This window comes from Streptomyces sp. NPDC058678 (genome assembly GCF_042714835.1).
GTDB lineage: Bacteria > Actinomycetota > Actinomycetes > Streptomycetales > Streptomycetaceae > Streptomyces.
Genome location: NZ_JBHXSG010000105.1, coordinates 1 through 19,858, shown reverse-complemented (window position 1 = coordinate 19,858; position 19,858 = coordinate 1). Strand labels below are relative to the sequence as shown.

22 protein-coding genes are annotated in these 19,858 nt (G+C 71.1%); 14 read left to right on the top strand and 8 right to left on the bottom strand.

Annotated elements, in window-relative coordinates; all coding sequences use genetic code 11:
- Positions 1-91: 91 nt before the first annotated feature.
- Positions 92-1,144 carry an aldo/keto reductase gene (locus ACFWWR_RS45520; protein ID WP_384310177.1) on the bottom strand — a complete coding sequence of 351 codons (1,053 nt, stop codon included), beginning with the start codon at positions 1,142-1,144 and terminating at the stop codon, positions 92-94.
- 137 nt (positions 1,145-1,281) lie between these two features.
- Positions 1,282-1,674: a glyoxalase superfamily protein gene (locus ACFWWR_RS45515; RefSeq protein WP_384310175.1), complete on the bottom strand. Its 393-nt coding sequence runs from the start codon at positions 1,672-1,674 to the stop codon at positions 1,282-1,284.
- Positions 1,675-1,745: 71 nt separating this feature from the next.
- Between ACFWWR_RS45515 and ACFWWR_RS45510 the strand changes: the two genes are divergently transcribed.
- Complete coding sequence (locus tag ACFWWR_RS45510) at positions 1,746-2,276, top strand: GNAT family N-acetyltransferase (protein WP_383875062.1); 531 nt, start codon at positions 1,746-1,748, stop codon at positions 2,274-2,276.
- Between the two features lie 33 nt (positions 2,277-2,309).
- Here the strand turns inward: ACFWWR_RS45510 and ACFWWR_RS45505 are convergent, their stop codons facing one another.
- Positions 2,310-2,993 carry a glycerophosphodiester phosphodiesterase gene (locus tag ACFWWR_RS45505; protein ID WP_383875060.1) on the bottom strand — a complete coding sequence of 228 codons (684 nt, stop codon included), beginning with the start codon at positions 2,991-2,993 and terminating at the stop codon, positions 2,310-2,312.
- 285 nt (positions 2,994-3,278) lie between these two features.
- On the opposite strand from ACFWWR_RS45505, the gene ACFWWR_RS45500 reads away from it, so the two are divergent.
- The 5 genes from ACFWWR_RS45500 (at position 3,279) to ACFWWR_RS45480 (ending at position 7,928) form a co-directional block, all read left to right on the top strand.
- Positions 3,279-4,676: a DUF6421 family protein gene (locus tag ACFWWR_RS45500; RefSeq protein WP_383875058.1), complete on the top strand. Its 1,398-nt coding sequence runs from the start codon at positions 3,279-3,281 to the stop codon at positions 4,674-4,676.
- Positions 4,677-4,726: 50 nt separating this feature from the next.
- Positions 4,727-5,482: an SDR family NAD(P)-dependent oxidoreductase gene (locus ACFWWR_RS45495; RefSeq protein WP_383875057.1), complete on the top strand. Its 756-nt coding sequence runs from the start codon at positions 4,727-4,729 to the stop codon at positions 5,480-5,482.
- Positions 5,483-5,493: 11 nt separating this feature from the next.
- On the top strand, positions 5,494-6,564 hold the full coding sequence (locus ACFWWR_RS45490; protein ID WP_383875055.1) for a threonine aldolase family protein: 1,071 nt from the start codon (positions 5,494-5,496) through the stop codon (positions 6,562-6,564).
- Between the two features lie 87 nt (positions 6,565-6,651).
- The gene (locus ACFWWR_RS45485) at positions 6,652-7,224 is read left to right on the top strand and encodes a transglutaminase domain-containing protein (RefSeq protein WP_383875053.1); all 573 of its coding nucleotides are present in this window, start codon (positions 6,652-6,654) and stop codon (positions 7,222-7,224) included.
- An 8-nt stretch (positions 7,225-7,232) separates the two neighbouring features.
- Positions 7,233-7,928 carry a B3/4 domain-containing protein gene (locus tag ACFWWR_RS45480; protein ID WP_384310173.1) on the top strand — a complete coding sequence of 232 codons (696 nt, stop codon included), beginning with the start codon at positions 7,233-7,235 and terminating at the stop codon, positions 7,926-7,928.
- A gap of 24 nt (positions 7,929-7,952) precedes the next feature.
- Here ACFWWR_RS45480 and ACFWWR_RS45475 read toward each other — a convergent pair whose 3' ends face one another.
- Both ACFWWR_RS45475 and ACFWWR_RS45470 read right to left on the bottom strand, forming a co-directional pair.
- Positions 7,953-8,681 (bottom strand): lysophospholipid acyltransferase family protein, encoded by a 729-nt coding sequence (locus ACFWWR_RS45475; protein ID WP_383875049.1) that lies wholly within the window; start codon positions 8,679-8,681, stop codon positions 7,953-7,955.
- Positions 8,682-8,872: 191 nt separating this feature from the next.
- The gene (locus ACFWWR_RS45470; protein ID WP_383875048.1) at positions 8,873-9,289 is read right to left on the bottom strand and encodes a DUF4395 domain-containing protein; all 417 of its coding nucleotides are present in this window, start codon (positions 9,287-9,289) and stop codon (positions 8,873-8,875) included.
- Between the two features lie 77 nt (positions 9,290-9,366).
- Here ACFWWR_RS45470 and ACFWWR_RS45465 point away from each other — a divergent pair, with 77 nt between their 5' ends.
- From ACFWWR_RS45465 to ACFWWR_RS45445, 5 genes are all read left to right on the top strand, one after another.
- Positions 9,367-9,780 (top strand): TlpA family protein disulfide reductase, encoded by a 414-nt coding sequence (locus tag ACFWWR_RS45465; RefSeq protein ID WP_384310179.1) that lies wholly within the window; start codon positions 9,367-9,369, stop codon positions 9,778-9,780.
- A 103-nt stretch (positions 9,781-9,883) separates the two neighbouring features.
- On the top strand, positions 9,884-9,964 hold the full coding sequence (locus tag ACFWWR_RS45460) for a putative leader peptide (RefSeq protein WP_383875100.1): 81 nt from the start codon (positions 9,884-9,886) through the stop codon (positions 9,962-9,964).
- Between the two features lie 44 nt (positions 9,965-10,008).
- The gene (locus ACFWWR_RS45455; RefSeq protein WP_383875047.1) at positions 10,009-10,518 is read left to right on the top strand and encodes a flavin reductase family protein; all 510 of its coding nucleotides are present in this window, start codon (positions 10,009-10,011) and stop codon (positions 10,516-10,518) included.
- A 219-nt stretch (positions 10,519-10,737) separates the two neighbouring features.
- Positions 10,738-11,526, top strand: a complete 789-nt coding sequence (locus ACFWWR_RS45450; protein ID WP_384310170.1) for an electron transfer flavoprotein subunit beta/FixA family protein — start codon at positions 10,738-10,740, stop codon at positions 11,524-11,526.
- A 53-nt stretch (positions 11,527-11,579) separates the two neighbouring features.
- Entirely contained in the window at positions 11,580-12,542 is a 963-nt protein-coding gene (locus ACFWWR_RS45445; protein ID WP_383875043.1) for an electron transfer flavoprotein subunit alpha/FixB family protein, read from the top strand.
- A gap of 60 nt (positions 12,543-12,602) precedes the next feature.
- Here ACFWWR_RS45445 and ACFWWR_RS45440 read toward each other — a convergent pair whose 3' ends face one another.
- Positions 12,603-13,493, bottom strand: coding sequence for an endonuclease/exonuclease/phosphatase family protein (locus ACFWWR_RS45440; protein WP_383875041.1), 891 nt, complete (start codon positions 13,491-13,493; stop codon positions 12,603-12,605).
- Between the two features lie 181 nt (positions 13,494-13,674).
- Between ACFWWR_RS45440 and ACFWWR_RS45435 the strand changes: the two genes are divergently transcribed.
- Positions 13,675-14,979 carry a DUF6986 family protein gene (locus ACFWWR_RS45435; RefSeq protein WP_384310168.1) on the top strand — a complete coding sequence of 435 codons (1,305 nt, stop codon included), beginning with the start codon at positions 13,675-13,677 and terminating at the stop codon, positions 14,977-14,979.
- 95 nt (positions 14,980-15,074) lie between these two features.
- The gene (locus tag ACFWWR_RS45430; protein WP_384310166.1) at positions 15,075-16,865 is read left to right on the top strand and encodes a serine/threonine-protein kinase; all 1,791 of its coding nucleotides are present in this window, start codon (positions 15,075-15,077) and stop codon (positions 16,863-16,865) included.
- Here ACFWWR_RS45430 and ACFWWR_RS45425 read toward each other — a convergent pair.
- Both ACFWWR_RS45425 and ACFWWR_RS45420 read right to left on the bottom strand, forming a co-directional pair.
- Positions 16,811-17,605: a hypothetical protein gene (locus ACFWWR_RS45425; RefSeq protein WP_383875036.1), complete on the bottom strand. Its 795-nt coding sequence runs from the start codon at positions 17,603-17,605 to the stop codon at positions 16,811-16,813. The genes ACFWWR_RS45430 and ACFWWR_RS45425 overlap by 55 nt on opposite strands.
- A gap of 7 nt (positions 17,606-17,612) precedes the next feature.
- Positions 17,613-18,674: a LacI family DNA-binding transcriptional regulator gene (locus tag ACFWWR_RS45420; RefSeq protein ID WP_383875098.1), complete on the bottom strand. Its 1,062-nt coding sequence runs from the start codon at positions 18,672-18,674 to the stop codon at positions 17,613-17,615.
- 203 nt (positions 18,675-18,877) lie between these two features.
- Here ACFWWR_RS45420 and ACFWWR_RS45415 point away from each other — a divergent pair, with 203 nt between their 5' ends.
- The gene (locus tag ACFWWR_RS45415; RefSeq protein WP_384310163.1) at positions 18,878-19,831 is read left to right on the top strand and encodes an ROK family protein; all 954 of its coding nucleotides are present in this window, start codon (positions 18,878-18,880) and stop codon (positions 19,829-19,831) included.
- The last annotated feature ends 27 nt before the right edge of the window (positions 19,832-19,858 follow it).

The window sequence follows — 19,858 nt, the reverse complement described above, 5'->3', positions numbered from 1 at the left end:
CGGCCCGCTGGGCATCAGTCAACGACAACGGCGGAATCTTCGGACCCGGACGACTCATACCCAACCAACGACGAACCTTCGACTCAGGTCACTAGAGGACCTCGGTGGCGGTGCGGCGGTAGGTCGAGCGCCGGTCGTCGATCTCGGGCCACCGGTCGCCGTAGATGTTCCGGGTGACCGCGGGTTCCCGTACGAAGTCGTGCGGGAACCCGAGTGGCACGGCACTGACCTCGTCGAGGCGGGCCACGGCGTCGGCGTCGAGCCGGACGTCGACACAGCCGAGGTTGTCGGCGAGCTGGCTCTCCTTGGTGGCGGCGATGATCGGCACCACGTTGCCGGGGCGGCCGAGCAGCCAGGCCAGGGCGACCTGGGCGGGGCTCCAGCCGCCCTGCTGGGCGATGTCCAGAACGGCCGTGATGACCTCCTCCTCCCGGGAGTTCGGCTTGTCGTCCCAGAGATCCAGCCGCCCCGACTCGCCCCTGCGGTACTTGCCGGTCAGCTTCCCCGCCGCCAGCGGCGCCCAGGCGAGCACGGCGAGGTCGAACCCCCGCGCCTGCGGCAGCAGCTCACGCTCCGGTGTCCGCTCCAGCAGGCTGTACCGCAGCTGCGAACCCGCGAACGCGGTCCAACCGCGCAGCTCCGCCAGGGTGTTGGCCTGCGCGATCTCCCAGGCGGGCCAGTCCGAGACGCCGACGTACAGCACCTTCCCGGTCCGTACCAGGTCGTCGAGCGCCCGCATGACCTCCTCGACCGGCGTGAAGTTGTCACGGGCGTGCACCCACAGCACATCGAGCCGTTCGGTCCGCAGCCGCTCCAGGCTCGCCGCCACCGACTGCACGAGGTTCTTGCGGTGGTTGCCCGCGGCGTTGACGTCCCCCTCGCGGATCCCGCAGGTGTACTTGCTGGCCAGCACGAACTCCTCGCGTCGCCCCTCGATCAGTTCCCCGAGGATCCGCTCCGAACTGCCGCTCGTGTAGATGTTCGCCGTGTCGACGAAGTTGCCGCCGGCCGCCGCGTAGGCGTCGAGGATGCGGGCGCTGGTCTCCTTGTCGGCACCCCAGCCGAGGTCGTCGCCGACGGTCATCGCGCCGAGGCTCAGTTCGCTCACGCGCAGACCGGTCTTGCCGAACAGTGTGTAACGCACGCTTTCCCCTTCAGGCAGGTCGTGCGTACGACGCTAGGAGCTGAAGCGCGCTTCAACGCAACCGAGCATCGGCCCTCGGCACGCTCGAGCTGCGCGCGGCCCTCCGCCGACCGGCGCCGGGAGCCCCCTCCCGTGGCTCAGATCCCGGACCGGTACCGCAGCGGATGGTCAGCCGGAACCTCCACCAGTACGATCCGCGTCCCGTCCGGATCCGCGATCCACATCTCGATCAGCCCCCACGGCTCCGTCACCGGCGGCCGCACGATCTCGACCCCCTTGGCCCGCAACTCCTCCTGCGCGGCGGCCAGGTCCTCGACCTGCATCCACAACCGCACGGCCGGCGAGGGGGCCGCGTCGGACCGCCCGGACACCTCCAGGAAACCGCCCCCGAGGAAGTAGACGGTCCCGCGCTCCGGCCCCGTACCGAACTCGCGAGAGACCGCGAGTCCCAGCTGCTCGCCGTAGAAGACACGGGACCGTTCGGGATCAGTGGGCCGCAGCAGAGTCCGGCCACTCAGTACATGCACCATGCATCCGGAGCCTAGTGGCAGGGGGTTACTCTCGTCGGTGCCCGCGCCGCACGACAACCGGAGAGCCGACCATGGAAACCGCCCTGACCTTCCGCGACGCCACCGACGCCGACGTGGACGCGCTGGTGGTGCTGATCGAGTCGGCGTACCGGGGGGACGCCAGCCGCAGCGGGTGGACCACCGAGGCGGACATCCTCGAAGGGCAGCGGACGGACCCGGAGGGCGTACTGGAGGTCATCAAGTCGCCCGACAGCCGACTGCTCACGGTCGAGCGCGAGGGACGGATCGTCGCCTGCTGCCAGCTCGAACACCGCGGCGCGCACGCCTACTTCGGGATGTTCGCGGTCAGCCCGGCCCTTCAGGGCGACGGCCTCGGCAAGGTGATCATCGCCGAGGCGGAGCGGACCGCCCGCGAGACCTGGGGCGTCACCGAGATGCACATGACCGTGATCTCCGTACGCAATGACCTCATCGCCTGGTACGAGCGCCGCGGCTACCGCCGTACGGGAAGGATGACCCCCTTCCCGTACGGCGACGAGCGCTTCGGCGTTCCGCAGCGCGACGACCTGCAGTTCGAGCTGCTGGTCAAGGAGCTCGCATAGTCGTTACGCCGCGTGGCGTCACGCCGATCGTCGTCACGCCGTGAAACGGCCGGTGCGTTTGATCTCCGGATAGTCGGTGGTGGCGCCGTCCAGCCCCAGGGCCCGTACGAGCCGCAGGTGGTCCTGCGTGTTCACCACCCAGCCGATGATCTTCAGGTCGGCCTTTCGGGCGTCCTCGACGACCTCCAGGCTGAGCCGGCGGATGTTCAGGCAGACCGTCGAGGCGCCGACCGCGACCGCGCGGTCCACGATGTCGGGGCCGAACCGGCTGGCGATCAGCGCGGTCCGTACGCCGGGCACCAGCCGGGCGATCTCGGCGATCGCCTCGTCGTGGAACGAGGACACCTCCACGCGTGGAGCCAGGTCCCGGCGGTGCATGACCTCCGCCAGCGCGCGCGCCGCAGCCACGTCCTTGATCTCGGCCTGCAACGGCGCGTGCACGCCGTCCAGCACCTCCTCGAACACCGGGACCCGCTCACCGCGGCCCGCGTCCAGGGCACGCAACTCCGCGAGGGTCTGCTCGGCGATCGGGCCCGTGCCGTCGGTCGTGCGGTCCACGTCGGTGTCGTGCATCACGACGAGGGCGCCGTCCTTGCTCAGGTGCAGATCGAGTTCGATGACGTCGAGGCCCGCCTGCTCGGCGGCGACGAAGGAACGGAGGGTGTTCTCGGGCTCGACACCCATGACTCCGCGGTGACCGATGGTGAGGAAGTTCAAGAGGAGACTCGCTTCCGTCGGGGGTGGCGGTGGGGGACCGCGCACGGCCGGGCGGACGGCCGTGTGGGCAGGTCCGAAGCCTATCGGCCCGGCCCCGCGATGAACCCGTGCCTGCGCCGGGAGCGGGTGTGCGTAGCGAAAGCGTTTGCCGCACACGTGTCCAGCAGGAGAAAATCCTGTGACCATCGGGGTAGTGCAGGATAATTTCCCGAGGCTCCACTTGCTGGGAGAAAGCTCGTATGCATACGGTGTCCTGACGTGAGGTTCTCCCGTGGAGGATGGGACATGACGGAAATTCTTGTGCAGGTGGGTTCGGGGGACCAGGTTCCTCCCGCGACCAGGGTGGTGGAGCATCCGGCGTGGCCCGTGCTCAAGGATGCCGTGGAGCGGATCCGGCCATGGCAGTCCAAGGACGGATCGATCGACTTCGACGCCGAGGGCGCCCCGGATCCCGCTGAGGCCGAACGCGCCGTCCGGCGTGTCGTCCACGCCGTCGAGGAGCTGTCCCCGCTGCTCCCGCACGACGGCGCCTACCATCAGGCCCTCGTGAAGGACCTGCACCACTGGGCGGACGGCGGCTTCCGGGTGCCGGACTTCCTCGACTCGCTGCTGGCCTTCCAGCCCGCCGCGAACCGCGCGGACGGCCTGCAGCACCTGGTCGTCTTCCCGATGTACACGCAGAACGGCAACCCCGACCGCAACCTCGAGGCGGTCGTCCTGCGCATGGTCTGGCCCGAGTGGCTGGCCGAACTGGAGCGCACCCGCTACGACAACCCGCTGTTCTGCGGCATCACCTTCGAGGACTTCACGGCCGGCTACGACACCAACTCCGCCGTCCTCTTCCCCGAGACCATCGCCGTGCGCGAGGCGCCCGAGCGGTTCAGCTGGGGCGGCATCTTCTGCGACCGCGAGGCGGCCCGCTTCCGCCGGGTCACCGATGCCGCCGTCGACATCCTGGGCCTGGAGCTGCCCGAGGACATCGCCGCGATGGTCCACGACCAGAAGCGCTGCGAGGAGGCCTTCGTGCTGTGGGACATGGTCCACGACCGCACCCACAGTCACGGCGACCTGCCGTTCGACCCGTTCATGATCAAGCAGCGCCAGCCGTTCTGGATGTACGGCCTCGAAGAGCTGCGCTGCGACCTCACCGCCTTCAGGGAGGCCGTGAAGCTGGAGGCCGACGGCGTCCCGCAGGCCCGTGACGTGCAGTACGCGGTGCTGTTCGACCGCATGTTCCGCTTCCCGGTCACCGGCGAGCGCGTGCGCAACTACGACGGCCTCGGCGGCCAGCTCCTGTTCGCCTACCTCCACAAGCACGACGTCGTCCGCTGGACCGACAACAAGCTGTTCATCGACTGGCAGCGCGCGCCCCAGGTGACCAACGAGCTGTGCGCCGACATCGAGCGGCTCTACAGGGACGGCATCGACCGGCCCAAGCTCGTCCACTGGTTCGCCGGGTACGAGCTGGTCTCCACCTACCTCGCCCCGCACCCCGGCTCCCGCTGGGCCAAGGGTCCCGACGCCCTCGACCTGACCCAGCCACCGCGGAAACTCGTCGATGACGTGCTTCCGGACGAGTTTCCGCTGAGCATGTTCTATGAGGCACTCTCCAAGAAGCTGAAGAACGTGATCGCCTCCACCAAGGGCATCACGGCCAAGAGCGCCGAGCGGGTCGCCGCGTGAGCGACCGCGAGCACGGTGAACCAGCGCACACTGCTCAGGAGGCGAAGAACATGGGGAACGGGGCTCTCAGCGGTGCGGTGATCGCGGTGGCCGGCGCGGGCGGACCCGCGGGGCGCGCGACGCTGCTCAGGCTCGCCGAGGCGGGCGCGACCGTCGTCGGCGCGGACAACGACCCCGAGCGGCTGGCGGAGGCCGTGGACGCGGCCCGCTACAGCGCCGGCGGCGCCACGGTCACCGGGGAGACGGTCGACCTGCTCGACCTGGACTCGACCCGCGACTGGGCCGTCCATACCGAGAAGGAGTTCGGCCGGGTCGACGGCGTGGTCCACCTCGTCGGCGGCTGGCGCGGCAGCGAGACCTTCGCCAAGACCAACCTGCACGACTGGGACCTGCTCGAGCTGCTGCTGATCCGCACCGTGCAGCACACCTCCCTCGCCTTCCACGAGGCGTTGCAGCGCAGCGAGCGGGGCCGGTACGTCCTGATCAGCGCCGCGGGTGCCAGCAAGCCCACCGCGGGCAACGCCGCGTACTCCGCCGCCAAGGCCGCCGCCGAGGCGTGGACGCTCGCCCTCGCCGACTACTTCCGCAAGGCGGGGATGTCCGAGGGCGCGGACGGGCCGACCTCCGCCGCTGCCATCCTGGTGGTGAAGGCGTTGGTGCACGACGCGATGCGCGCCGAGCGCCCCAACGCGAAGTTCGCGGGCTTCACCGACGTGAAGGACCTGGCCGAGGAGATCGTCGGGGTCTGGGAGAAGCCCGCCGCAGAAGTGAACGGAAAGCGTCTGTGGCTGACCGAGAAGCCGTGATACGAGAAGCCGTGAACCCACCGAGGACCGACGCCCGGCGCCACCACGACCCGGACGTCCGCGGCTTCGCCAGCGACAACTACGCCGGGGCCCACCCGGAGGTGCTCGCCGCCCTGGCCCTGGCCAACGGCGGGCACCAGGTCGCGTACGGCGAGGACGACTACACCGAGAACCTCCAGCGGATCGTCCGCAGCCACTTCGGCGCCACGGCGGAGGCGTTCCCGGTCTTCAACGGCACCGGCGCCAACGTCGTCGCGCTCCAGGCGGTCACCGACCGCTGGGGCGCGGTGATCTGCGCCGAGAGCGCGCACATCAACGTCGACGAGGGCGGCGCCCCCGAGCGCATGGGCGGCCTCAAGCTGCTCACCGTGTCCACACCGGACGGCAAGCTCACCCCCGAGCTGATCGACCGGCAGGCGTACGGCTGGGACGACGAGCACCGCGCGATGCCGCAGGTCGTCTCGATCACCCAGAGCACGGAACTGGGCACCCTGTACACGCCCGACGAGATCCGGGCGATCTGCGACCACGCCCACGCCCACGGCATGAAGGTCCACCTGGACGGCTCCCGCATCGCCAACGCGGCGGCCTCGCTGGACGTCCCGATGCGGACGTTCACCAACGCGGTGGGCGTCGACATCCTCTCGCTGGGCGGCACGAAGAACGGCGCCCTGTTCGGCGAGGCGGTCGTCGTCATCAACCAGGACGCCGTCAGCCACATGAAGCACCTGCGCAAGCTGTCCATGCAGCTCGCCTCCAAGATGCGCTTCGTGTCGGTGCAGCTGGAGGCCCTGCTCGCCAAGGACCTGTGGCTGCGCAACGCCCGGCACGCCAACGAGATGGCCCAGCGGCTCGCCGAGGGCGTACGGGCCGTGCACGGCGTGGAGATCCTCCATCCGGTGCAGGCCAACGGGGTCTTCGCCAAGCTGCCGCACGAGGTGAGCGTGCGGCTGCAGGAGCGGTTCCGGTTCTACTTCTGGGACGAGGCCGCGGGTGTCGTGCGCTGGATGTGCGCGTTCGACACGACGGAGGAGGACGTGGACGCGTTCGTGGCGGCGCTGAAGGAGGAGATGGCACGCTAGCCCAAGAGCGGTCGAGCAACGCATAGATATGCGGTCACTTGAAAAGTCATTGACTCTCGGGTGATCGCGTTCCTATGCTCTGCGGGCATGGAGCTGATCCAGAACACCCCTGACCTGTCTGCATATCTGGCCGCCGACGAGGTCATCGACCATGACCATCCGATCGTCCGTGACACGGCTGCGCGGCTCGCCCGGGAGGCGGAGGACTCGTATGCCTATGCGCGATTGGCCTTCGAGTTCGTGCGCGACACCATCCCGCACTCCGCCGACAGCGGCGACCTCCGCGTCACCTGGCGGGCCTCCGACGTGCTGGAGCAGGGCACCGGCATCTGCTACGCCAAGGCGCACGCTCTGGCCGCGCTGCTGCGCGCGGAGGACATCCCGACGGCCCTGTGCTACCAGAAGCTCGAGGAGGTGCACGGCCTGGTCGCCGTGCGCTTCAACGGCGCCTGGCATCGACAGGATCCGCGCGGCAACAAGCCCGGCGTGGACGCCCGGTTCTCCCTCGACGGCGAGCGCCTGGCCTTCACGCCGGACCCTCGGTCCAATGAGATGGACTATCCGGTCCTGTACGCTGAACCTCACCCGGTCGTCCTCGGCGTACTCAAGGCTGCCCCCGACCGGCCGTACCTCTGGAAGACGCTCCCCACCGCACTCTGAGGCAGGCGATGACTCTCCCCCTGACCGTGTCCGACGAGGTGCGCGCTCTCGCGCCCGGCTTCACCCACCTCGCGATCGAGGCGCACGGCCTCGTCAACGGGCCCAGCACCGACGCCAGTTCAGCCCTCCTCGACGACGCGGCCCGCCGTCTCGCCGCACGCCTGGACGGGCGCGCTCCGCACGAGGACCCGCACATGGCGGCCTGGCGCGAGGTCTACACCGCGTTCGGGTCGAAGCCCTCGCGGACGCGCAACTCGGCGGAGGCGCTGGCGAAGAGGGCTCTCTCGGAGGGCGGGCTGCCCCGGATCAACCTGCTCGTCGACCTCTACAACGCGATCAGCGTCGCCCACCTGATCCCGGTGGGCGGTGAGGACGTCGACCGCATCGAGGGAGGCATGCACCTCGTGCGGGCCACCGGCGACGAGGACTTCGTGACCGCCGCCCGCGGCGAGGAGGTCGTAGAACACCCCGACGCGGGCGAGGTGGTCTGGCGCGACGAGACGGGCGTGACCTGCCGCCGCTGGAACTGGCGGCAGGGTCCGCGTACCAGGCTCACCGAGGACACCGTCTCCGGGATCTTCCTGCTGGAGAGCCTGGCTCCGATGCCGGTCGCCGACGTCGAGACGGCGGCGGCCGAACTCGCCGAGCTGCTGGAGAAGTTCAGCCCGGGAGTCCAGCTCGTGGTCGGCTCCCCGGTGACCTGATCCCGCCCGGCGGAGCGTACGGGCTCAGCGCGCCTCGGCCTCGCGGACCTGCTCCGGGGTCGGGGCGGTGCCGCCGAGGTGGGCCGGCATCCACCAGGTGTCGTCCGCGTCCCTGGGGCGCACCGGGTAGGCGCGCTGGGCCGCCTCCAGCAGCTCGTTCACCCGCTCACGCACCTGGCGGGTGATCGCGCCCGCGTACTTGTCGCGGGAGGCCTCGACCGCCTCACCGACGCGGATGGTGATGGGGGTGTGGCTGCGCTTGAAGTTGCGCGGGTGGCCCTTGGTCCACAGCCGCTGCGTGCCCCACAGTGCAACCGGGATCAGCGGTACGCCCGCCTCCTGTGCCATGCGCGCGGCGCCCGACTTGAAGCTCTTCAGCGTGAACGACGGCGAGATGGTGGCCTCCGGGAAGACGCCCACGATCTCGCCGGACCTGAGCGAGTCCAGCGCGTGGGCGTACGCCGTCTCGCCCTGGTTGCGGTCCACCGGGATGTGCTTCATTCCGCGCATCAGCGGGCCGGAGACCTTGTGGCGGAAGACGGACTCCTTCGCCATGAAGCGCACGAGACGTTTCTGCGGGAGTGCCGCGAGTCCGCTGAAGATGAAGTCCAGGTAGCTGATGTGGTTGCTCACCAGCACGGCACCGCCCGAGCGCGGGATGTTCTCCGAACCCTTGCAGTCGATCTTGAGGTCCCACGCCTTGAACAACGCCTGGGCGAGACCGACGACAGGACGGTAGACAAGCTCTGCCATGGACGGGGTGGGCCCTTCCTTCTCTGCCTGGGAAAAGTGCTCCCGGGCCGAAAGCTACGCAGCCGTAGGTTTACGGCATCTCGCAGATCGTGCCCCAAGAACGCGCGAGGAGCCAGCCTTCGCGCCCGTCAACGGAGAGATTCTCGTCACGTCCCTCACTCAGTGATCCACCTCGGGGTTTTGCGCTCCCATTACTCCGCCCGTACGGTCGCCCGACGCACCAGCAGATACATCTCGCACCCCAGGCAGTACCCGAACGCGGCGTTCAGGAACGCCGCGGCCAGCGCGGCCCCCGTGGCGGCGAGTCCCAGCCACTCGGCCCCCAGCGCGTAGCCGGCGAGACCCACGGCCGCGAAGACCAGCCCCACCGCCTGGGCGAACCGCGGCGGCTCGGGCGCCTCGAACTCGGTGGGCGGCCCGAGCCTGGGCCGTACGGCCCTGCGGAACAGCAGGCCGTACGGCGAACGGCCGACTCCGCCCGCCGCGCCCAGCGCGAACGCCAGCGTCTGCCAGACCAGCAGCCAGGCGCTCCCCGTGATCAGCACGACCGCCAGCACGACGGTCGTCACGGCCGCCCCGAAGCGCGGCCCCCTTGCATCGATGTCCATGGGAGCCAAGGATTCCGCAACGCACGGGTTTCCGGTTGGCGGGAATCTTTGCAGTCTCGTGAATGCTGGTGCAGACGATGACCGGACTGGTGGTGTGCGTGGCGGTGCTCGCGGTGGCGAGCGCCTACGGAGTGCTGCAGCGGCGGCGGAGCGGGAGGGTACGGGTGCGCGGGCGCGACGACGGAAAACGGCTCGGCACGGCGGAACTGGGCGGACCGCTCGGCGAACGCGCCACCCTCGTGCAGTTCTCCAGCGCCTTCTGCGCTCCTTGCCGGGCGACCCGACGGGTCCTCGGCGAGGTGGCCGGCATGGTCCCGGGCGTGACCCACGTCGAGATCGACGCCGAGGAGCGGCTGGAGCTCGTCCGGGAACTCGACATCCTCAAGACCCCGACCGTGCTGGTCCTGGACGCCGACGGCCGGGTCGTCCGACGTGCCGTCGGGCAGCCGCGCAAGGCCGACGTGATCGCCGCGCTGGGCGAGGCGGTCTGAGGGCAGGCGACCGGGTGAGGAATCTCCCCTGTGCGGGGTGAGGCATCTCCCATATGCCGGGACGTACTTGACTGTGTGCACCACCTATCGTCAGCCTGACCGTATGCCTTCGGAACTCCTTCTCCACGGGCGGGTGCACGTCGACCTGGTCCGCACCGCGAGCGCGTGCTGTCCGGGCTGTTGAGCAGCCAAGGACGCCCACGCCACTCCTCGCAGAAGGACAGCTCCATGACGGCCACCCCCGACCTCGACGCCGCTCGGCTCGCCTCGCCCGACCTGCTGCGTTCCGTCTTCCGGCGGCACGCGGCGGGAGTCGCCGTGATCACCGCCCGCGGCGACGCCGGCCCCGTCGGATTCACCGCCACGTCCCTCTCCTCGGTCTCCGCCGACCCCCCGCTGCTGTCCTTCGGCATCGGCACCGGCGCCTCCAGTTGGCCCGCGGTGGCCGAGACCGACCACGTGGGGGTGCACATACTCGGCGAGCACCAGCAGGACCTGGCCGCCACCTTCGCCCGCAGCGGCGCCGACCGCTTCGGCGCGGCGACCGCCTGGCGCGAGGGCCCCGAGGGCGTCCCCGTCCTCGACGACGTCCAGGCCTGGCTGCTGTGCCGGATCGTCGCCCGGGTGCCCGCCGGCGACCACCGCCTGGTGCTGGCCGAGGTCGTCCTCGGCGACTCCACGGGCCCGGGCCGCCCGCTGCTCTACCACCAGGGGCGGTTCCATGGTCTGCGCGACTGACCGGCCCGGCCTCTCTTCTGCGAAGCCGTCGAGTTCCGATTACGCTGCGTTGCAAAGGTCACAGTTCAAAGCGCTTGCTTAGCGGGAACGAACTGGGTGTACTGACGAGTAATATTTCGGTCGGAGCGCAGGTCGCCCCGACCGGGATCGGCCGCTTGGGGCGCCTATGCTGCCTGCAAGTAGGCAGCCGAAAACTGACGATGCAGTAGGAGAGCCGGCGTGAGCTTGAGGATCGTTGTCACTGTGAAGTACGTGCCCGACGCCACTGGCGACCGGCACTTCGCCGATGACCTGACCGTCGACCGGGACGACGTCGACGGTCTGCTCTCCGAACTGGACGAGTACGCGGTCGAGCAGGCGCTGCAGATCTCGGAGAACTCCGACGACGACGTCGAGGTCACCGTCCTGACCATCGGCCCCGAGGACGCCAAGGACGCGCTGCGCAAGGCGCTGTCCATGGGCGCCGACAAGGCGGTCCACGTCGAGGACGACGACCTGCACGGCACCGACGCCCTCGGCACCTCCCTGGTGCTGGCCAAGGCGATCGAGAAGGCCGGTTACGACCTGGTGATCTCCGGCATGGCGTCCACCGACGGCACCATGGGCGTCGTACCGGCACTGCTGGCCGAGCGCCTCAGCGTGCCGCAGGTGACCCTGCTGTCCGAGGTCTCCGTCGAGGACGGCACGGTCAAGGGCCGCCGCGACGGCGACTCCGCCTCCGAGCAGCTGGAGGCCTCCCTCCCGGCCGTCGTGTCGGTCACCGACCAGTCGGGCGAGGCGCGCTACCCGTCCTTCAAGGGCATCATGGCGGCCAAGAAGAAGCCGGTTCAGTCCTGGGACCTGTCCGACCTCGACATCGAGGCCGAGGAAGTCGGTCTGGAGGGCGCCTACACGGTCGTCGACTCCGCCGCCGAGCGCCCGGCGCGCACCGCCGGCACGATCGTCAAGGACGAGGGCGAGGGCGGCAAGCAGCTCGCCGAGTTCCTCGCGGGCCAGAAGTTCATCTAGGTCCGACCCCCTCACCGCCCCTCAGACTTCGCAATCCGCAGGAGAGCATTCCCATGGCTGAAGTTCTCGTCTACGTCGACCACGTGGACGGCGCCGTCCGCAAGCCCACCCTGGAGCTGCTGACCCTGGCCCGCCGCATCGGCGAGCCGGTCGCCGTCGCCCTCGGCAGCGGCGCCGCCGACACCGCATCCGTCCTCGGCGAGCACGGCGCGGTCAAGGTCCTCACCCACGACGCCGCCGAGTACGCCGACTACCTGGTCGTCCCGAAGGTGGACGCCCTCCAGGCCGCGGTCGAGTCGGTTTCTCCGGCCGCCGTCCTTGTGCCGTCCTCCGCCGAGGGCAAGGAGATCGCCGCCCGTCTGGCGCTGCGCATCGGCTCCGGCATCATCACCGACGCCGTCGACCTCGAGGCCGGCGACGAGGGCCCGGTGGCCACCCAGTCGGTGTTCGCCGCCTCCTTCACCACCAAGTCCCGGGTCGCCAAGGGCACCCCGGTCATCACCGTCAAGCCGAACTCGGCCGCGGTCGAGGCCGCCCCGGCCAATGCCGCCGTCGAGGCCCTGAGCGTCACCTTCTCCGACCAGGCGACGGGCACCAAGGTCACCGCGCGCACGCCGCGTGAGTCGAGCGGCCGTCCCGAGCTGACCGAGGCCGCGATCGTGGTCTCCGGTGGCCGTGGTGTCAACGGCGCCGAGAACTTCTCGGTCATCGAGGCGCTGGCCGACTCCCTGGGCGCGGCCGTCGGCGCCTCGCGCGCCGCCGTCGACGCCGGCTGGTACCCGCACACCAACCAGGTCGGCCAGACCGGCAAGTCGGTCTCGCCGCAGCTGTACATCGCCTCCGGCATCTCCGGCGCGATCCAGCACCGCGCCGGCATGCAGACCTCGAAGACGATCGTGGCGATCAACAAGGACGCCGAGGCCCCGATCTTCGACCTGGTCGACTACGGCGTGGTCGGCGACCTCTTCGACGTCGTCCCGCAGCTCACCGAGGAGATCAAGACCCGCAAGGGCTGATCCCGCTCCGGGTGTACAAGGCCCCCGTGACCGCCGAGCAGGCGGTCACGGGGGCCTTCGTCATCCCAGGGTCACGGACGCCTGCACCGGCAGGTGGTCGCTCGGGAACTGCCCGCGCGGCGCGAAGGTGTTGATCGAGGCGCGATGGGTCGTGACGCCCGACGAGGCGAGGATCCAGTCGATGCGCTCGCCGTCGGGAGTCAGCGGGTGGTAGCCGTGGAAGGTGCCGTACAGCCTGCTCCGCTCGGCCGCGCCGTCCCAGGTGTCGACCAGACCCGCGCCCAGCATCGTGTGATAGACGGCGTTCTGGTGGGCGGCGACGTTGAAGTCGCCGGTCATCAGGAGCGGGATCCGGTCGAGTCCGGCGATGCGCTGGATGATCAGCGACGCGGCACGCGTGCGTGCGTACTGGCTGGCGTTGTCGAGGTGCGTGTTCAGTACGTAGAACTCCCGGCCGCCGTCGAGCAGATCGCGGAAGCGGACCCAGGTCACCATCCGCACGGAGGCGCCGCCCCAGGTGTTCGAACCGATCGCGTCAGGGGTGTCGGAGAGCCAGAAGTGGTCGTACTCCTGTGGGTCCAGTCGACGGGTGTCGTAGAAGACGGCCATGAACTCGTTGCGGCTGCCGCCGGCGCGGCCGGTGCCGATCCAGTCGTAGCCCGGTCCGAGGTCGGACTCGATGTCACGCAGCTGCTGGTAGATGCCCTCCTGGGTGCCGAGGACCGCTGGGGCCTCGCGGCGCAACAGCTCGCGCAGAACCGGACGGCGGGCGGCCCAGCTGTTGGGTTCCGTGGTGCTGGCGAATCGGAGGTTGAGGGTCATCACCTCCAGTCTGCGGTCCTTGCGGCGCAGGGCCGAGACGGACGACGTGGTGAACAGGGGCACGGCCAGGGCGGCGGCCACCACCGTCCGCAGGCCCGACCGGCGGGTCACTCTCCTCACGTCCGACACGCGATCTCCTCCCCCCGCGAGTCAGGATGAGGGATGAGCCCTGTCGTGCGGAAGAAGGCGTAGGGGCGGAAGTGGCCCGGCGGATCACGCTGCGGACGGGTGTTGACCGGCGGGAAGCTCCACCGATAGCTTCGTTCTACGGATTGTTGATTCCGTAGAGCGGAAAACTGGAGGGTGTGGGATGGGTCAGGGCCAGCAGGAGCAGGTGGCGACGAGCCTCGCGGGCGCGGTGAGCGAGGAGATCAGCGCCTCCCTCGCCCCTGTCGACGCAGAGCTGGAGCGCCGCTATCCCGGAGACCCCGGCACCCGCCAGCCCGTCCACACCGTGTACGTCCCCGGCGACGCCTTCGCCGCCGACACCATCCGCTCCTGGGGCGACCAGGCCCTCGCCGCCCTCGACGAACACGCCCCGGACGCCGCCTCCTTCGCCGCGGTCCTCGGCCTGTCCGACGAACTCGCCGGGCCCGTCCACTCCCGCGTCCGCGCCAAGCTGGAGCACGAGCCCGTCGAGGACCTGCGCGTCGACTTCGAGGACGGCTACGGCCCCCGCCCGGACGCCGAGGAGGACGAGACGGCCGCCCGCGCCGCACGGCTGATCGCCGAGGCGTACGAGGACGGCACGGCGGCGCCGTACATGGGCATCCGCGTGAAGTGCATGGAGGCGGCCGTCCGCGACCGGGGCATCCGCACCCTCGACATCTTCCTCACCGGCCTGATGGAGGCCGGCGGCCTGCCCGACGGACTCGTCCTGACGCTGCCGAAGGTGACCTACCCCGAGCAGGTCACCGCCATGGTCCGGCTCCTGGAGGCCTTCGAGAAGGCGCGCGGCCTCGAACCCGGCAGGATCGGCTTCGAGATCCAGATCGAGACCAGCCAGTCCATCCTCGCCACCGACGGCACCGCCACGGTGGCCCGCATGATCCAGGCGGCCGAGGGCCGCGCCACCGGCCTGCACTACGGCACCTTCGACTACAGCGCCTGCCTCGGGGTGTCCGCCGCCCACCAGGCGAGCGACCATCCGGCCGCCGACCACGCCAAGGCGATCATGCAGGTCGCGGCCGCGGGGACGGGCGTGCGCGTGTCGGACGGCTCGACGAACGTGCTCCCGGTCGGCCCGACCGCCAAGGTCCACGACGCCTGGCGCCTGCACTACGGCCTCACCCGCCGCGCGCTGGCCCGCGCCTACTACCAGGGCTGGGACATGCACCCACGCCACCTCCCGACCCGTTACGCGGCCGTCTTCGCCTTCTACCGCGAGGGCTTCGAACAGGCCGCCGCCCGCCTCGCCCGCTACGCCAACCGCACCGGCGGCGACGTCATGGACGAGCCCGCCACCGCCAAGGCCCTCAGCGGTTACCTGCTGCGCGGCCTCGACTGCGGCGCCCTCGACATCGCGGAGGTCGCCCGCCTCGCCGGCCTGACCCGGGCCGACCTCGAGGGCTTCGCTGCACCCAGGCGGGGCGACCTCACGGCCTCCGGGAAGTAGCGGGCATGTCACAACGGCCGCCATCGGCCTGGGTTGTCACTCCTGCCCCGTAGTCTGTACGGCACGCACGGACGGGTCACAGGAACGGGGCGGCAGTGTCTTCGGGGGAGAACGGACAGGCGGACGGGGCCGGGCGGATGCTGGCCGGGCGTTACCGGGTGGTGGGTCAGCTCGGGCGCGGCGGTATGGGTGTCGTGTGGCGGGCCGTCGACGAGGTCCTCGGACGTGAGGTCGCGGTCAAGGAGCTGCGGACGTACACGGACGCCGAGGGGCCCGAACTCGACGGGCTGCGGCTGCGGATGCAGCGCGAGGCCCGTGCGGCGGCCCGGGTGCGGCATCCCGGGGTCGTGGCCGTGCACGACGTCACCGAGGTCGACGGCCGCCCGCTGATCGTGATGGAACTGGTGGACGGGCCGTCCCTGGACGACGTCCTGCGCGAGCGCGGCACCCTCGACGCCCACGAGGCGGCCGGGATCGGCGCCAAGGTCATGGACGCGCTGGCCGCCGCCCACCGCGTCGGCGTCCTGCACCGCGACGTGAAGCCGGGCAACATCCTGCTCGACCGCTCAGGCAGGGTCGTCCTCACCGACTTCGGCATCGCCACCATGGAGGACCCGGGCGACGGCTCGGCGACCCACCTCACCCGTAGCGGCGAACTCGTCGGCTCCCTGGACTACTTGGCGCCCGAACGCGCGCAGGGCGCCGACCCCGGCCCCGCCTCCGACATCTGGGCGCTCGGCGCCACGCTGTTCGCGGCGGTCGAGGGCGCCTCGCCCTTCCGCCGTACGTCCACCTTCTCCACCCTCACGGCCATCGTCAGCGAGCCCCTCCCCGAAGCCCGCCGCGCCGGACGCCTGGGGCCGGTCCTGCACCGCCTGCTGGACAAGCGGCCCGAGTCACGCCCGCAAGCGGACGAGGCGCGCGAGCTGCTGCAGGCGGTGGCGGACTCGGGCGGGACGGACACTCCGACGACGACGCTGCGGGGGGCGGCGGGCGCGACGGGCGCGACGAGGCCGGTAGAGGCCGCGAAGCCGACGCCGGAGGAGACGAAGCGAAGCGTCCCGGTACCGCCGCCGTCCGAGCAGGCCGCCGGGCCCGAAGCCGCGGCTTCGCCCGCACCTGCGCCTGCTCCCGTACCTGCGGCGGCCCCCGTTCCCGGAGCCTCCCCTCCCACCGGCCACATGTCCGCCACCACCCGACCCCGCCGCAAGGGCCGTGCCGCCCTTCTCGCCGCCGCGGCCGTGGCTGTCGTCCTGGCCACGGCCGGGGCCACCCTCGCCCTGCTGAACGACCAGGGAGACACCGACGCCGGTGCGCGGCCCACCGCGTCGGCCGGCTCGGCCGGCGCCTCCGCCTCGGCGGCGGACCGGGCCGCCGCCGGTCGCACGGGCGCTCCGAAGCCCGCCGAGGAGGGCGCCGACAAGACTCCGCCGTCGCCCGGGTCGGCGCGCGACGAGACCGGCACCACGCCCACCGGCGGCGCCACCGCCTCCGCCCCGACCAAGGGCTCGGGGACCGGCACCGAGGGCGACGGTCCGGGAGACGGCGGTACCACGGGCGGAGGTGGCTCGACGGGCGGTGGAGGCACGGAGACCACCGCGGCCCCCGCCTGCCGGTCCATCGGCGGCGGCAAGTACAACTGCGAGGTCTGGCGCACCGCGAAGTCGTACACGGCCTCCGGCACCGAGGTCGGCGTCCTCAACGAGGGCACCAACTACTTCTACTGCCAGCAGAACCTGGGCCGCCGCGAGACATCCGGCGAGTGGACCAACGTCTGGTGGGCCAAGACGGACGACGACAGCGGCAACACCGGTGTCTACGTCTCCGACGTCTACGTCATGGGCGGCGACAACGACGAGCCGGTCCCGGGGCTCCCGGTCTGCTGAACCCGCACGTACCGCTCCAGGCCGGAGGCGGTCACCAGCTTCTCGTCCCGGAACAGCCGCGTCCCCCGCTCGCACAGATGCCGGTCGGCACGGGCCCGCGCGCAGAACTCCTCAGGCGTGACACCGAACAGCTCCCTCAACCGGGCCGATCCCACGAGGAGCTCGGTGAGCAGCGTCCGCTGGCCCGGGTGCGTGCGTGGGGTGCCGGTGCCGTCGTGCAGGACGCCGTGGCGGTTGACGTAGGCGTACACGCCCGGCAGCGTCACCCCGGCCCCCAGCTCGACGCGCACCTCGGGCGCGGACAGCCAGGCACGGCCGTAGTTGCCGTTCGGCAGCGGCACGCCCTCGCTCGCGTCGATCACCGCGAGCTGCTCGGCGTCGAGCCAGATGACGAACAACTCCCTTACGGCGCGCGGCGCGTCGAAGGGCGACGCGGACACGTATCCCATCCGGCTCACATGCGCGGAGACGCCGACGTCGACGCCCGTGACCGTGGCCTTGACCATCGGGATGGGGGAGGCGATCCCGGACTGGGCCATCTTGTGGCGGAGCTGGCCCGGGCTGGCGTTGGAGCCGACCGCGAGGACGGGCGTGCGGTCCTCGTGGACGAACTGGCCGTGGGGGAGGAAGTGGTCCCCGTCGAGGAGCCCGGAGTGCTGCGGCCAGGCTCCCGGGTAGAGGAGCGGACTGTCGCGCGGGACCTCGGCGAGACCCAGTGCAAGGAGGGTGCGGTTCTTCATGGGCAGCTCAGTCCGCCGGGGGCAGCTCGCCCGAGCCGCGGGTGACCAGCCGGGTCGGCAGCTCGATCCGCTCCGGGGTGAGCAGGGTGCCGTCCAGCTGACGGAAGAGGCGCTCGGCGGCCGTACGGCCCAGGGTCGCCGCGTCCTGGGCCACGACCGTGACGCCCGGCTGGAGCAGGTCGGCGAGCTCGATGTCGTCGAAGCCCACGAGGGCGACCCGGCGAGCCTGCTCGGCCAGGACGCGGATCACGGTGACCGTCACCCGGTTGTTGCCCGCGAAGACGGCGGTGACGGGGGAGGGCCCGGACAGCATCTCCTCGGCAGCCCGCCGCACCCGACCGGGGTCGGTGACGCCCAGGGACATCCAGGCGTCCTCCACCGGTATGCCCGCGTCCTCCATGGCGGCCCGGTAGCCACGCAGGCGCTCGGCGGCGGTGTGGATGCGGGGCATGTCGCCGATGAAACCGATCCGCCGGTGCCCGTGGGCGATGAGGTGGGCCACGCCGTCGCGGGCGCCGCCGTAGTTGTCCGACAGGACCACGTCGGCGTCGATCTTCCCGGCCGGACGGTCCACGAAGACCGTCGCGACGCCCGCCTTCAACTCGGGCTCCAGGTAGCGGTGGTCGTCACCGGCCGGAATCACCACCAGCCCGTCCACCCGGCGCGCGCACAGTGCCAGCACCAGTTCCTGCTCGCGGTCCGGGTCCTCGGCGCTGGAGCCGTTGATCAGCAGCGCTCCGTGGGCCCGCGCCACCTCCTCCACGGCACGGCTGAGGGGGCCGTAGAACGGGTCCGCCAGGTCCTCCAGGACCAGCCCGATGCTGGCGGTGCGGCCCTTGCGCAGGACCCGCGCGCTGTCGTTGCGCCTGAAGCCCAGCGCGTCGATGGCCTCCTGGACGCGGCGCTCCGTCTCGGTGGTGACCCCGGGCTCCCCGTTGACCACACGCGAGACCGTTTTCAGCCCGACACCGGCCCGCGCGGCCACGTCCTTCATGGTCGGACGGTTGCCGTAACGATTCGCGGAGATGCCGCCCGCGAAGCGGTCTGCTCGGCTGTGGGTCTCGGGCACGATGCGGCGTCCTGTCCTGTCGTCCACGGAGATGTGTAGTTCCATGATGTTGTATGAGGATGTGGCGTCGAGCATAGAACCTGGACAACGTTGTCAGATGCGGGAGACACTGTCCATCGCAATCTCCGGCCTGCGCCCCCACCGCGAACCGGCCTGCTGTTTCTCATGGTTGTTCTCATGTCTGACGGGGAGATCCGACACTGATGCACACCGACCTAGTGGCCGCGCTCGACATCGGCGGCACCAAGATCGCCGGGGCGCTGGTCGACGGCCAGGGCAGGATCCAGGCCCGCGCGCAGCGCGCCACGCCCGCACGGGAGGACGGCGAGACCGTGATGCGCGCCGTCGAGGAGGTGCTCGGCGAGCTGACGGCATCGCCTCTGTGGGGACACGTCACGGCGCTCGGTATCGGCAGCGCCGGCCCGGTGGACGCCTCCACCGGCACGGTGAGCCCGGTGAACGTGCCCGGCTGGCGCGACTACCCCCTGGTCCACCGGGTGCGGGCCGCGGCCGGCGGGCTGCCCGTCGAGCTGATCGGCGACGGCGTCGCGATCACGGCCGCCGAGCACTGGCAGGGTGCGGCCAGGGGCCACGACAACGCCCTGTGCATGGTGGTCTCGACGGGTGTCGGCGGCGGTCTGGTCCTGGGCGGCCGACTGCACCCGGGTCCGACCGGCAACGCCGGCCACATCGGCCACATCAGCGTCGACCTCGACGGTGACCTGTGCCCGTGCGGCTCGCGCGGCTGCGTGGAGCGGATCGCCAGCGGCCCCAACATCGCCCGGCGGGCGATCGAGAACGGCTGGCGGCCCGGCCCGGACGGCGACGCGTCCGCGGCCGCGGTGGCCGCCGCCGCCCGAGCAGGCGACCCGGTCGCCGTGGCCTCCTTCGAACGGGCCGCCCAGGCGCTGGCCGCCGGGATCGCGGCCACCGCGACCCTCGTGGAGATCGACGTCGCCGTCATCGGCGGCGGCGTGGGCAAGGCGGGCGATGTGCTGTTCACGCCCCTGCGCAAGGCGCTGACGAACTACGCGACCCTGTCCTTCGTCCGGCGCCTGACGGTCACGCCCGCCCGGATGGGCACCGACGCGGGGCTGGTGGGGGCGGCCGCGGGGGCGCGCGCCAGACGGGCGGACACCGCCCCGGCGGGGGGGTGACGCACACGGCAGGAACGTTTGCTGCGA